The sequence below is a fragment of the Staphylococcus ratti genome (assembly GCF_020883535.1).
GTDB classification, from domain to species: Bacteria; Bacillota; Bacilli; order Staphylococcales; family Staphylococcaceae; genus Staphylococcus; species Staphylococcus ratti.
The window spans coordinates 1,804,659-1,818,726 of sequence record NZ_CP086654.1; the positions used below are offsets into that span (position 1 = coordinate 1,804,659).

Sequence of the window (14,068 nt, forward strand, 5' to 3'; positions counted from 1 at the left end):
AATCTTCTATATTAAAAGTCAATTTTAAAACACATTATATCCTTGATAAGGTCGGCACACGTTATCATTCAATTGTATCCTTTATCATTGAAACTTTCCTAATGTTTCTTCTGTCTCGCATTCGAGGGACGCCAATAGGGCTTGTGTCGACATTTTTCGAGATAACCTTAACCCCTGTCCACTCCATAAATGTGTCCACGCTTCATAACCACGTTCCGCTGCTACTTTACGCAAATTTTTCGTTAAATCATTTTGGATAGGATAAGGTAAAGGTTCAACGTGTTGTGCACGTAATTCATCGATTAATCGAGTATGAATACCACGCGCCCATTTACCACTATATAAACGCGTCATCGTCGTCTCTGTTTCCACATGTTTCATTAAAGCTTCACGATGCACTGGTTTAGAACCGGCCTCATCGGTCGTTAAAAAAGCCGTCCCCATTTGTACACCTGAAGCACCTAACATAAACGCCGCACTCACACCTCTGCCATCCATAATACCTCCAGCTGCAATGACTGGAATTGAAACATGGTCTACCACTTGTGGTATAAGCGCCATTGTTCCAATATTTACTGGAGACGCCGTATTATTAAATGTACCTCGATGCCCTCCAGCTTCACCGCCTTGAGCTACTATACTGTCTACACCAGCACGCTCGTTTTCGATTGCTTCATTTACGGATGTTGCACTACCTATAATGATTATGCCTTGCTTTTTCAATTTTTTTATCGTATGTGCAGGCGGGATACCGAATGTAAAACTACAAATTGGAACCTCTAAATCTATCACGATATCTATTAACGATTCAAACTGCGCTGCCGTATGACTTTCTGGATAAGATGCATTTAAGTCCAAATGGTCTAAATAAGGCTTTAAATGTGCATTCATCTTTTGAACATCCTCTTCTTGATAATCGACACTTTCAGGTACAAATAAATTAACCGCGAAAGGGCGTGCCGTTAATTGTTTAACCGTTTTAATATGATTCTTAAGTTGCTCCGGTGTATCATAACCAGCACCAAGCGTCCCAAGTCCTCCATATTCACTAACAGTAGCGACTAACTCAGGAGAAGTTGAACCTGCCATCCCAGCTTGTACGATAGGTATACGTATGCCGCATTGTTTTGTAAAAAGAGTAGATTTCCACATTGTCTCTCCTCCACTTCTAATACTTATGTTTTACTTTAACCTCTTCTTTATTTTTAAACCCTCATAAAAAAGACGTAAAGCTCTAAGTGCCTAAACTCAAAATCAAGAAGATTTCATCATCACATGCACTAGCCCTACGTCTTTTTTTATTTTAGATGATCCCTATGTTAGCGTACGTTTTCAATCATTTTACTTTCTACTCTATCCATCTCGTCTTCAATTTCCATGCCCAACATTTCCTCTATAAGGTCTTCATGCGTCACAATGGCATCAGTACCTCCATACTCATCTATCACAATGGCTAAATGTTTACGTGTCACAGTCATTTTACGCAACACCCATTCTGCATGATTATGTTCGTAAACGAATAAAGGCTCTGAACAAAAATCACGCAATGATTTTTCTGGTTCTTGGCTCCAAGCGAGTAAATATTTGGAATGAAATACACCAACGACGTTATCAATGTCCCCTTCATACACTGGATAACGTGTATATGGATGATTCATTACTACTTCATAAACTTCACTATATTCATCTTCCACATTTAAAGAAGTGACATTTACACGTGGCGTATTATTGACATCATTAATTTTAAGTCGGTCAAAATTCATAACCCCTTGTATTCGATTGCGCTCCATTTCATTAAAAGCACCTTCGCTTCCTGCAATCGAAACCATAGCACGCACTTCTTCTTTAGACAGTCTTTCTTCATTACGGCCTCGCGTAATCAAACGATTAATCAAATCAGTAATCGCATTTAAAATCATCGTTAGCGGCTTAAATATAATGACAAAAAAGTTAATTACCGGAAAGACAAATCGTGCAATCGGATCTGGGGATGTCGCAGCGATAGACTTAGGTATCACCTCTGCAAATAATATGATGACAACAGTGAGTACTACCGACGCTACCCCAACATTCACGCCCATATCTACCGCCCAAATCGTAACTAACGTTGGCAAAAGAATATTGGCAATATTGTTCCCTATAAGAATGGTCGTAATAAATTCACTCGGTTTTTCAAGTAAATTTAAAAGATTGGCAGATTTACGATTTGACTCCGCTTCTGCCCTTAGCTTTACTTTGTTCGCGGCAGTTAGGGCTGTTTCACTACCCGAAAAGAAAAATGATACGCAAATTAATAAAATGATCGCAATGATCATTAAGCAGTTCCCCTTCCACTTCAACCTATTTACATGTTTTGTTGTATGCTCATCATTGTGTATGAAAAAAACCAAAAAATCAAGTCGCAATGAATACAGTGATAGCCGAAGTTTCAGTAATGTATAGATCTGTCATATCTCATCATCTCTTCGTTTATACGCTTAGGTTACTCTGTCTGATAAAGCGGTTTTTCGTATCAATGATGCAAAGGTTGACCTATATTTCTCCTATAGAATTTTATACTTCCCATTCAATTTTATAAGAAATTCAAATAAAAAAGGCACCAAACCTTTAGTTGAATACTAAAAAGTTTTGGTACCTCAATGCAGATTTATCCGATACTGCCTTCCATTTCAAATTTAATTAAACGGTTCATTTCAACAGCATATTCCATCGGTAATTCTTTTGTAAATGGCTCGATAAAGCCCATAACAATCATTTCTGTTGCTTCTTCTTCTGAAATACCACGAGACATCAAGTAGAAAAGTTGTTCTTCTGAAACTTTAGATACTTTTGCTTCGTGCTCTAATGAAATATTATCATTAAAAATTTCATTATATGGAATTGTATCTGATGTCGATTCGTTATCTAAAATTAATGTGTCACATTCTATGTTAGAACGTGCACCTTTCGCTTTACGGCCAAAGTGAACAATGCCTCGATAAACAACTTTACCGCCATCTTTAGAGATTGATTTAGAGACAATTGTTGAAGATGTATTCGGTGCTTTATGAATCATTTTTGCACCAGCATCTTGAACTTGCCCTTTACCTGCAAATGCAATAGATAACGTGCTTCCTTTTGCACCTTCTCCTACAAGCACACATGCTGGATATTTCATCGTTAACTTAGAACCTAAGTTACCATCTACCCATTCCATATTACCGTTTTCATGAACGAGTGTACGTTTCGTAACTAAGTTATACACGTTGTTTGCCCAGTTTTGAATTGTTGTGTAACGTACATGTGCATCTTTGTGTACAATAATTTCTACAACAGCTGAGTGTAATGAGTTCGTCGTATAAACAGGTGCAGTACAACCTTCAACATAGTTTACAGATGCACCTTCATCCGCAATGATTAACGTACGTTCGAATTGCCCCATATTTTCAGAGTTAATACGGAAATACGCTTGTAATGGTGTGTCCAATTTTACATTTTTAGGAATATAAATGAATGAACCACCTGACCATACTGCTGAATTTAAAGCAGCAAACTTATTATCGGCAGCTGGGATAACTGATGCAAAGTATTTTTTGAATAACTCTTCGTTTTCTTTTAATGCTGTATCTGTATCTTTAAATACAATACCTTTTTCTTCAAGTTCTTTTTCCATATTATGGTAAACAACTTCTGATTCGTATTGTGCAGATACCCCTGCTAAATATTTTTGCTCCGCCTCAGGAATACCTAATTTATCAAACGTACGTTTGATTTCTTCTGGTACTTCATCCCAAGAACGTTCTGAACGTTCTGATGGTTTTACATAGTACGTAATATCATCAAAATCTAGTTCAGATAAATCTCCACCCCATTGTGGCATTGGCATTTTATAAAATAATTTTAATGCTTTAAGACGGAAGTCTAGCATCCATTCCGGTTCTTCTTTCATATTTGAAATTTCACGTACAATATTTTCAGTGAGTCCACGTTCCGAACGGAAAATTGAAACGTCTTCATCATGGAACCCATACTTATAATCGCCTACATCAGGTGCTTTTTTAGCCATCAACGATCACTCCTATTCACTTCTTTTTTGTATCTTTATTGATACGATCTATTACTACTGTTCACAGTTACATCGCTATTCTGTTTTGCCTTCTTTTTCTACTGTGCCTTTTTCAAGTGCTTTCCATGCTAACGTTGCACACTTGATACGTGCGGGAAATTGAGATACACCTTGAAGTGCCTCAATATCTCCCATTTCTTCAGTAATTTCGTAGTCTTCGCCAAGCATCATTTTTGTAAATTCTTGGCTCATTTCCATTGCTTCTTTAAGGCTATGGCCTTTGATTGCTTCTGTCATCATTGATGCACTTGACATTGAAATTGAGCAACCTTCGCCCTCAAATTTAGCATCTTTAATAATGCCATCAACAATGTCAAATGTAAGACGTATTCTGTCCCCACATGTTGGATTGTTCATATCAACAGTCATTGTGCCATCTTCAATTACACCTTTGTTGCGCGGGTTTTTGTAATGATCCATAATCACTGAACGATATAATTGATCAAGATTATTAAAATTCATAAGAGAAAAACTCCTTCGTTTGTTTCAACCCTTCTATAAGTTGGTCTACATCTTCTTTTGTGTTGTAGATATAGAAACTTGCACGTGCTGTTGACGAAACATTCAACCATTTCATTAAAGGTTGAGCACAGTGATGACCAGCGCGTACCGCAACACCTTCTGTATCCAATGCTGTCGCAACATCATGTGGATGGACATCTTTTAAATTGAATGTGATGATACCTGCACGTTTATCTTTATCTGGGCCGTATATATCAATACCTTCGATTTCTGACATTTTGTCATAAGCGTACGTTGTAATTTCAGCTTCGTGGGCATGAATGGCATCAAATCCAATCGCCTCTAAATAGTCAATAGCTGCTTTCAAACCAATCGCTTGCGCTATCAGTGGCGTGCCTGCTTCAAATTTTGTAGGTAAGTCTGTCCATGTACTTTCGTGTAAACCGACAAAGTCAATCATATCTCCACCAAATTCAATAGGTTCCATTTGATTGAGCAGTTCACGTCGTCCATATAACACGCCAATACCAGTAGGACCGAGCATTTTATGACCACTAAAGCTATAAAAATCAACATCTAAATCTTGTACATCTACTTTCATATGAGGCACAGACTGCGCGCCATCAACTGAGATGATTGCCCCGTGCTCATGCGCAATTTTAGCAATAGATTTAACATCATTGACGGTCCCTAAAACATTAGATACATGTGCAACTGCTACAATTTTCGTCTTGTCTGTAATTGTTGCTTTTACTGCATCAAGTGTTAATTCTCCTGAATCCGTCATTGGAATAAATTTTAATGTTGCATTTTTACGCTTAGCTAATTGTTGCCATGGCACAATATTGGCATGATGTTCCATTTGCGTCACAACAATTTCGTCTCCAGCTTCAACATGTACATCACCATAACTGTGTGCGATGAGGTTAATCGCCGCAGTCGTTCCACGCGTGAAAATAATTTCTTCAAAGTAAGGTGCGTGAATAAATCGACGTACCGCTTCACGTGCACCTTCATAACCATCCGTCGCAAGAGAACCTAGTGTATGCACACCACGATGTACATTTGAATTGTAGCGTTTGTAGTAATCTTCTATTGCAGTGATGACTTGTTGAGGCTTTTGACTCGTCGCTGTTGAATCTAAATATGCAAGTCGCTTTCCATTCACAGTTTCATTCAATATAGGAAAGTCTTTTATAATTGTTTCAACATCAAATTGTGTTTCGGTCACTTCTATCACAGACCTTTCTTCAAAAAGTTACAGCTCTATTTATCAAAGTGCGTCACGTCGTTTTAAAATGACACCTTTTTATTCATTTCAAGATAGTGTGGTCACTTAGTGGCCAACTTTTAATTCAATCACTTCTCGCAATTGACGTTGTACATCTTCAATTGGAAGTTCACGCACAACTGGATCTAAGAATCCATGAATAACTAATCGCTCGGCTTCTTGCTGAGAAATACCACGACTCATTAAGTAGTAAAGTTGTTCAGGATCTACACGTCCAACTGAAGCTGCGTGACCTGCTTCTACGTCATCTTCATCGATAAGTAGAATTGGGTTAGCATCTCCACGTGCATGTTCAGATAACATTAAAACGCGTGACTCTTGATTAGCTGATGAACCTGATCCTCCATGTTTAATGTAACCAATACCATTAAAAATAGATGAAGCCTTTTCCTTCATTACACCATGTTTCAGAATGTGACCATCTGTTTCTTTACCGTATTGTACAATACGAGATGTTAAATTGATTGTTTGTTCACCACGACCTACAACAACTGATTTCAAATCAGAAGTAGAACGGTCACCGATTAAGTTTGTTGTATTATCAATAATTTGATTACCTTCGTTCATTAAACCTAATGACCAGTTAATCGTAGCATCTGCAGCTGTTGTTCCACGGCGAATAACATGACCTGTGAAACCTTTATCTAAAAAGTCTACAGAACCATAGGCAATTTTAGAATTAGCACCTGCAATAACTTCAGAAATGATATTCAGTTGAGCGCCTTCACCTGAAACTGTTGAAAGATAATTTTCAACATACGTCACTTCTGCACTTTCTTCAGTAACTAAGACAACATGATTGAAAAAGCTCGCATTTTCATCATCATGTAATACAACATATTGTATAGGATGCTCTACTACTACATTACGAGGAACGTATACAAACACGCCTCCATTCATTAACGCTGCATTTAATGCTGTAAGACGATGTTCATCTATTGTAACAGCATCTGTCATATAGTATTTTTGAACGAGCTCGCTATGATTTTGGAGCGCTTCGCTAATATGTTCAATAATTACGCCATCTTGCTTTGCTTGTTCATTGACTTTTGTATATGCCAAAGTATTGTTGTGTTGAATAATTAAATTTTCACTCGATTCAACATTGATAATGCGATCGATTTCTTTCGGAAGATCTTGTAGTGTTTCAAACGTTGCACCTGTTGTTTCATGTTGTTTGAACGTATCAAAATCCCATTTATCTATTTTAGTTTTGTCTGGTTTTGGCATTTCTAAAGACTCTGATTGTTTTAGTGCATCTTTTCTTAGGTTTGTCATCCAAGAAGGTTCACGGTGTGCTTGTGAATAATCAACAAGTTGAGCTTCAGAAATGTTTAATGTTTCAGTCGTCATACCTATTTCCCCCTATGATGATTATTGATTCGCCATTACTGAATCGTATTCTTCTTTAACCCACTCGTAACCTTCTTCTTCAAGGCGCTTCGCTAATTCTGCACCACCGGATTTAACGACGATACCGTTATACATGACGTGTACGTGATCTGGTGTAATATAATTTAATAAACGTTGATAGTGCGTAATAATTAATGAACCAAATTCGTCTCCGCGCATTTCATTGATGCCTTTTGAAACAACTTTTAATGCGTCAATATCAAGACCTGAGTCAATTTCATCTAAAATTGCAAATTTAGGTTGTAACATCATTAATTGTAAGATTTCGTTACGTTTTTTCTCTCCTCCAGAGAAACCTTCATTTAAATAGCGCTGTGCCATATCTTTATCCATATCTAAAAAGTCCATTTGTTTGTCGAGTTTTTTAATGAACTGCATTAAGTTAATTTCTTGACCTTCTTCACGTTGTGAGTTGATGGCTGAACGCATAAAATCAGCATTTGTTACACCTGTAATTTCAGACGGGTATTGCATCGCTAAAAACAATCCTGCTTTAGCACGCTCATCTACTTCCATTTCTAAAATATTTTCACCATCTAATAGCACTTCACCTTGTGTCACTTCATATGAAGGATGACCCATAATTGCTGAAGAAAGTGTGGATTTACCCGTACCATTCGGTCCCATAATGGCGTGGATTTCTCCTGTATTAATTGTTAAGTTAACACCTTTTAAAATCTCTTTATCGTCTATAGACACATGTAAGTCTTTAATTTCTAATGTTGATGGCATTACTATTCCCTCCAAAAATGTTAGATTCCATATACTAGTTTATAATAATTTTAATGTAACGTCAAAAGGATTTCTAATCTTTCTAAGAGCCCATTATAACGAAAATAGCGGGGATTTAAAACCATTACGGGTTGGAAAATAGCATTTATTTACGATTCATTTTTTTATTAAAATTAGAAAAGTTATTGATAAAATATAACGGGATGTTCTCAATCACCGTTTATATTTTATTGCTTAAAATGGCTTATTGTTGTAATATGACATTTCAATAACTATACAGTTATCAAATTTAGAAAGGAACGTTATTCAACTATGTCGCAATTTAAATTAACTAACCTTCCCCGTGGATTTGCGATGGGTGTGAGCGACTTGATTCCCGGTGTAAGTGGAGGCACGATTGCATTGCTTCTTGGCATTTATGATGATTTTATTGCATCTGTAAGTGGCGTTTTTTCGAAAAACTTTAAGCGTAGCATTATGTTTTTACTTCCTATCGTTATCGGAATGGGTCTTGCAATTGGTATGCTCAGTAGTTTAATCAATTATTTATTAGCACATCATCAAATTCCAACGATGTTTTTCTTTACTGGCTTAATCATTGGCGTTATCCCATTTCTATTAAGAATTTCACATTATCATCGCACGTTTAAAGCCACGCATTGGATTATTGTTTTGCTTTTTATATTATTATTAGCAGCGATGGCTTTCTTTAAGGGTGAAACTTCTCACGCAGCACCGTCACATATTGATTTATCAGCGCCTATGTTAATCAAGTATTTTATCGCTGGTATTCTAGCCTCAAGCGCAATGTTACTTCCTGGAATTTCTGGATCATTTGTATTGTTACTTTTAGGTGTTTACAGCACTGTCACATACGCTATATCAGAAATTGTACGTTTTAACTTCCAAGCCTTGCCTGTCATTTTATTAGTGGGTTCTGGTGTCGTAGTAGGCTTTTTACTTGCTAGTAAATTGATTAAATTTTTACTCACACACTATACGTATTTGACATACGCCGCTATTCTTGGTCTTGTCATAGGCTCACTCTTTTCAGTTTTCCCTGGATTGCCAACTTCTGGCATGACATGGGTCATTTCTGTATTCACATTAATCATCGGCTTTGTTATCAGTTACGTATTAGGACAATACACAAACGAATATTAGGGGAGTGGGACAAAAATCTATTTGATTTCGTTGTCCCACCCCGACAAGGCTGACTAGGGTTGAATAAGCTGACTAGCGCAGTTCAATCCAGACAGCTACTGTGCTTTTTAACAGCTATTTTCTCATTATAGATGTGGGACAGAAATCTATTTGATTTCGTTGTCCTACCCCGACAAGGCTGACTAGGGTTGAATAAGCTGACTAGCGCAGTTCAATCCAGACAGCTACTGTGCTTTTTAACAGCTATTTTCTCATTATAGATGTGGGACAGAAATCTATTTGATTTCGTTGTCCTACCCCGACAAGGCTGACTAGGGTTGAATAAGCTGACTAGCGCAGTTCAATCCAGACAGCTACTGTGCTTTTTAACAGCTATTTTCTCATTATAGATGTGGGACAGAAATCTATTTGATTTCGTTGTCCTACCCCGACAAGGCTGACTAGGGTTGAATAAGCTGACTAGCGCAGTTCAATCCAGACAGCTACTGTGCTTTTTAACAGCTATTTTCTCATTATAATAGTGGGACAGAAATCTATTTGATTTCGTTGTCCCACCCCGACAAAGCTGACTAGGGTTGAATAAGCTGACTAGCGCAGTTCAATCCAGACAGCTACTGTGCTTTTTAATAGCTATTTTCTCATTATAGATGTGGGACAGAAATCTATTTGATTTCGTCGTCCCACCCCGACAAGGCTGACTAGGATTGAATAAGCTGGCAAGCGCAGTTCAATCCAGACAGCTACTGTGCTTTTTAACAGCTATTTTCTCATTATAGAAGTGGGATAGAAATCGATTTGATTTCTATCCCACTTCTTTTTGGTATTTTGCGCGTAAATAGGAAACAACTTCCCCCTTCGTGTGGCCATTTATGAGCATACACACACTTGGCAGAGCATTCTATTTATTCTACACATTCATACTTTTTAATTTGTTTATCTATTGCGCTATATTTTGCTTCCTCTTGTACTTTAGATGTTTGATTTTTGTTTTTATGTTCTTCAACATGTTCCGGCCTAGAAACCCATGCTTGAAAGTCTTTTTTATCGTGCCATTTAGAAACAATTGCATACTCTAATTTGTCTTTAGTTTCATTTTTCCAAACTTCAACAGCTATAAGACCTTCGTAACCTTCAAAATCCTTTTTAGCATGTTTCGCTTTGTTATCTAAAATCGATCTTGACTCTAAATCTTTTGTTGAAAACGTAACTTGAGCAACAAACATATTTCATTCCTCCTAAAATTTCACTGAAGGGTAATATACCAAATTTTAGATGCGTTCGCATATCATTCGCTTTTCAACAGTTAGATAATACGTATATATGGGCACATGCTTTTTTTAAATTCAAACATTCCAAAAGTAGTACTCGCACACTAATGTTTAGATAGTATCCTCTTATTTAGCTGGCGTAACAGCACCATCGTATTTATCTTCGATGAACTTTTTAATGTCTTCAGATTGTAATACTTTCATTAAAACTTTAATCTTATCGTCATCTTTATGCCCCTCTTGAACTGCAATCAAGTTTGCATATGGGTTGTCATCTGATTTTTCAACAGCAATCGAATCTTTTTGTGGATTCAACTTTTGTTCAATTGCGAAGTTAGAGTTAATTATTACAGCGTCGCCTTCATTATTTTGGTACGTTTTAGGTAAAAATTCTGCAGATTGCTTGTTGTTGAATTTTAAATCCTTTTTGTTTTCTTCAATATCGTCAAACGTCGCGTCTTGAATTTTAACGCCTTTTTTAATTTTAATTAAACCTTCGTCAACGAAAAACTTCAAGAAACGTCCTTGTTCTGCTGGGTTATTTGAAACGAAAATTTCAGCGCCTTTAGGTAAATCTTTTAAACTTTTATGCTTTTGTGAGTACACTGCCATAGGTTCTAAATGTACATTGCCTGCTGACTCAATTTTATAGCCTTTGTCTTTCTTTTCAGTATCTAAATAAGGTGTATGTTGGAAAAAGTTTGCATCCAATTCTCCAGCATCTAATAATTTATTAGGTGTCGTATAATCGTTAATTGTTTTAATTTCTAAATCATAACCTTCTTTTTTCAATAATGGTTGCGCCTTTTCTAAAATTTCAGCATGAGGCGCCGGTGATGCGCCTACGACAATTTTTTTGTCATCTTTGCTACCACTTTTCGAATCGTTATTTCCACAAGCAGCTAAAACAACCGTAAGTACTAAAATTAATGCAATTGATAAAATTCTTTTCATTTGACCATTCTCCTTAAAATAAATTTATCGTTTATCTATTTTATTCGTTGTCCAATCTCCCAAAAATTGAATAACGAAGACGATAACTAAAATTAAAATTGTCGAAATTAAAATGACATCATTTTGATTTCGCGTAAAACCAGTTAAATAAGCTAAATTCCCTAATCCACCTGCGCCAATTACACCTGCAATCGCCGTTGACCCTACGAGTGCAATAGCTGTTACAGTAATACCTGAAACGAGCGCTGGAAGGGACTCTGGAATGAGCACCTTTCGAATAACTGTCCAAGTGTTTGCCCCCATAGACCAAGCAGCTTCGATGACACCTTTATCAATCTCTTTTAATGCAATCTCAACAAGTCGTCCGTAAAATGGCGAAGCGCCAATAATTAACGCTGGTAACGCGCCCGTTGGTCCACTAATCGTGCCAAGTACTAAACTTGTAAAAGGAATGAGCAATAAAATCAATATGATAAATGGAATCGCTCGGAATAAGTTAACAAAAAATGAAACGATGCTGTAAAAGATGCGCCCTACTTTGGATTTACTTTTAGATGTCAAAAATAAAATCACGCCAATGATAAGCCCAAAAACAAACGCAAAAATGGTAGAAATCACCGTCATATAGAGTGTTTCGTATGTGGCTATCCACACCTCATCCCATCGTATATGAGGCATCGTTATCATTTCACTCAATATTTCGCTAAAACTTTTACCCATGGCTTATCACCTCAACTTCAATTTTCTTTTCTGCTAACTCTAGTGTTAATTGTTCAAATTCATGCTCTGAAACATTTTGAAGGTGTAACAAAATAAAGCCTATAATCCCTTTTTTGGAATGTTTAATATTCGCCTCCAAAATGTTCACTGCCACATGATGTGTTCGTGTGATGTACGAAACGATTGGTTGTGTTGTAGCCTCTCCTGAAAAATTAAGTTTGACTAATTTATCAGAAGCATTAATTTCTACTAACTCAGAAATATCCTCGTATTCTGCACTTGGCTTTAAATCTTCTTGAACAAATCTTCTAGAGACAGAATGTTTTGGATTCTCGAAAAATTCTGTTATTTCAGCTTGTTCAATAATCCGCCCTCTTTCCATCACCGCTACTTCATCACAAATACGACGAATCACATGCATTTCATGCGTAATAATAATAATCGTTAAATTTTGTTCTTTTTTGAGTTGTAGCAATAAATCTAAAATTTCATCTGTTGTTTGTGGATCAAGTGCACTAGTTGCCTCATCACAAAGCAATACTTCTGGGTCATTCGTTAATGCACGCGCGATACCTACACGCTGTTTTTGTCCACCAGACAATTCGGAAGGGTATGCTTTTTCTCGCCCTTTTAACCCGACACGTTCTATAAGTTCTAGTGCTTTCGTTTTTGCCTCCTTCTTTGGAACACCTGCAATTTCTAACGGAAATAACACATTGTCTAAAACTGTACGTGACCATAATAAGTTAAAATGTTGAAAAATCATGCTCACTTTTTGCCTTTTGTGACGAAGTGCACGTTTACTTAGTTGTCCTATATTTTCACCACCAATGATGACCTCACCAGAAGTTGGCGTTTCTAAATAATTAAACAATCGTATTAATGTACTTTTTCCCGCACCAGAAAAGCCGATAATACCAAAAATGGTCCCTTTATCAATATTTAAATCGATATCATCTACAGCTGTCACAGTTTGGGATTTGCTCTCGTACCGTTTAACAATATTTTTAAGCTCGATCAATATGATTCCCCCCTATATGTTGTCCTATGACAAAAATCAGAATAAAAAAAGCTTTCTCCTATTATGTAAATAAGAGAAAGCAAAGATACCGATGCATTTCTCTCATCTCCAAAAGTAAATCGTTACTTTATGTGAATTGGCACCATTTCTATACATAGACGGTTGCCGGGCTTCATAGGGCACATCCCTCCACCACTCTGGATAAGAGCTTATCTGAATATTAAGTTGTTCAAATCTTACCATTTCCCTCAATTTTCGTCAACAGATTTTTTTAACTTCTCTAACAAATACGTCACAGATTGAAAAGCATAGATGCGTTCTAGTTCTTGATTGTTTTTCATAATCAATAATATCGGTACAGACTGTATTTCAAATTGTTGGCTAAATTCAGGATAGAAATTTAAATTTCGTTTTTCTAATGGTAACTGAGCCACTTCGTTAGCAATATCTAGCATGCGCTCGGATATTTTACATGTTCCACACATCGGTGTGTAACCAAAAATTAAATGAATCTCATTATCTTTATTTTTAAATGTATTGTTCAATTGCTTCGAAACATTCATGATACGAATACTTTCCTTTTACATAAAAGTCGTTTTTAACATTAAACCCATGACGTCCTAATACATTTGAGAGGTAATCTCGTGGGCAACGTGCCACTTCACTATAAGTTGAATCGACAAAGATATCAATACTTTCACTCAAATACTTATGAAACCATTTTCGAATCTTTCGTCCTTCCGCATCAGCATCAACAAGAATATAGACTTGCTTGCCATATAATGATTCAATCATGTTATCCAATTTTTCAATCCCCATCGTCCCGTGAGTACAAACGATTTCGACAGGCTCTAGTAACACCTCGTTAACTCTTTTTTTATCAGATTTGCCTTCTACAACAATTATCTTGTTAATCATCGTCATGGTCTTCACCTTCT

At 36.6% G+C, this 14,068-nt stretch carries 14 protein-coding genes and 1 riboswitch; of the genes, 1 reads left to right on the forward strand and 13 read right to left on the reverse strand.

Annotation, left to right across the window (positions count from 1 at the left end):
• Positions 1-84 precede the first annotated feature (84 nt).
• From LN051_RS08650 to sufC, 7 genes are all read right to left on the reverse strand, one after another.
• The gene (locus LN051_RS08650) at positions 85-1,152 is read right to left on the reverse strand and encodes an NAD(P)H-dependent flavin oxidoreductase (RefSeq protein WP_229292139.1); all 1,068 of its coding nucleotides are present in this window, start codon (positions 1,150-1,152) and stop codon (positions 85-87) included.
• Between the two features lie 167 nt (positions 1,153-1,319).
• On the reverse strand, positions 1,320-2,315 hold the full coding sequence (locus tag LN051_RS08655; protein ID WP_229292140.1) for a hemolysin family protein: 996 nt from the start codon (positions 2,313-2,315) through the stop codon (positions 1,320-1,322).
• A 332-nt stretch (positions 2,316-2,647) separates the two neighbouring features.
• On the reverse strand, positions 2,648-4,045 hold the full coding sequence (gene sufB / locus LN051_RS08660; RefSeq protein WP_229292141.1) for a Fe-S cluster assembly protein SufB: 1,398 nt from the start codon (positions 4,043-4,045) through the stop codon (positions 2,648-2,650).
• Positions 4,046-4,120: 75 nt separating this feature from the next.
• Positions 4,121-4,567 (reverse strand): Fe-S cluster assembly sulfur transfer protein SufU, encoded by a 447-nt coding sequence (gene sufU, locus LN051_RS08665; protein WP_229292142.1) that lies wholly within the window; start codon positions 4,565-4,567, stop codon positions 4,121-4,123.
• Complete coding sequence (locus tag LN051_RS08670) at positions 4,557-5,807, reverse strand: cysteine desulfurase (protein WP_229292143.1); 1,251 nt, start codon at positions 5,805-5,807, stop codon at positions 4,557-4,559. Before LN051_RS08670 ends, sufU begins: the two co-directional genes overlap by 11 nt.
• Before the next feature lie 96 nt (positions 5,808-5,903).
• Positions 5,904-7,211, reverse strand: coding sequence for a Fe-S cluster assembly protein SufD (gene sufD / locus LN051_RS08675; protein ID WP_229292144.1), 1,308 nt, complete (start codon positions 7,209-7,211; stop codon positions 5,904-5,906).
• A gap of 21 nt (positions 7,212-7,232) precedes the next feature.
• Positions 7,233-8,003: a Fe-S cluster assembly ATPase SufC gene (gene sufC, locus LN051_RS08680; RefSeq protein WP_229292145.1), complete on the reverse strand. Its 771-nt coding sequence runs from the start codon at positions 8,001-8,003 to the stop codon at positions 7,233-7,235.
• Between the two features lie 312 nt (positions 8,004-8,315).
• On the opposite strand from sufC, the gene popT reads away from it, so the two are divergent.
• A complete protein-coding gene (popT, locus tag LN051_RS08685) occupies positions 8,316-9,167 on the forward strand; it encodes a polyprenyl-phosphate transporter PopT (RefSeq protein ID WP_229292146.1) in 852 nt (283 codons plus the stop codon).
• A gap of 902 nt (positions 9,168-10,069) precedes the next feature.
• Here popT and LN051_RS08690 read toward each other — a convergent pair.
• From LN051_RS08690 to LN051_RS08715, 6 genes are all read right to left on the reverse strand, one after another.
• Positions 10,070-10,390, reverse strand: a complete 321-nt coding sequence (locus tag LN051_RS08690; RefSeq protein ID WP_229292147.1) for an antibiotic biosynthesis monooxygenase family protein — start codon at positions 10,388-10,390, stop codon at positions 10,070-10,072.
• 171 nt (positions 10,391-10,561) lie between these two features.
• A complete protein-coding gene (locus tag LN051_RS08695) occupies positions 10,562-11,389 on the reverse strand; it encodes a MetQ/NlpA family ABC transporter substrate-binding protein (protein WP_229292148.1) in 828 nt (275 codons plus the stop codon).
• 24 nt (positions 11,390-11,413) lie between these two features.
• Complete coding sequence (locus LN051_RS08700; protein WP_229292149.1) at positions 11,414-12,109, reverse strand: methionine ABC transporter permease; 696 nt, start codon at positions 12,107-12,109, stop codon at positions 11,414-11,416.
• Positions 12,102-13,130: a methionine ABC transporter ATP-binding protein gene (locus LN051_RS08705; RefSeq protein WP_229292150.1), complete on the reverse strand. Its 1,029-nt coding sequence runs from the start codon at positions 13,128-13,130 to the stop codon at positions 12,102-12,104. Before LN051_RS08705 ends, LN051_RS08700 begins: the two co-directional genes overlap by 8 nt.
• Positions 13,131-13,229: 99 nt before the next feature.
• A riboswitch (SAM riboswitch) is annotated at positions 13,230-13,338 on the reverse strand.
• Positions 13,339-13,378: 40 nt separating this feature from the next.
• The gene (locus LN051_RS08710; RefSeq protein WP_229292151.1) at positions 13,379-13,693 is read right to left on the reverse strand and encodes a thioredoxin family protein; all 315 of its coding nucleotides are present in this window, start codon (positions 13,691-13,693) and stop codon (positions 13,379-13,381) included.
• Positions 13,659-14,054, reverse strand: a complete 396-nt coding sequence (locus tag LN051_RS08715; protein WP_229292152.1) for a toprim domain-containing protein — start codon at positions 14,052-14,054, stop codon at positions 13,659-13,661. The genes LN051_RS08710 and LN051_RS08715 overlap by 35 nt, the downstream gene beginning before the upstream one ends.
• Positions 14,055-14,068 lie beyond the last annotated feature (14 nt).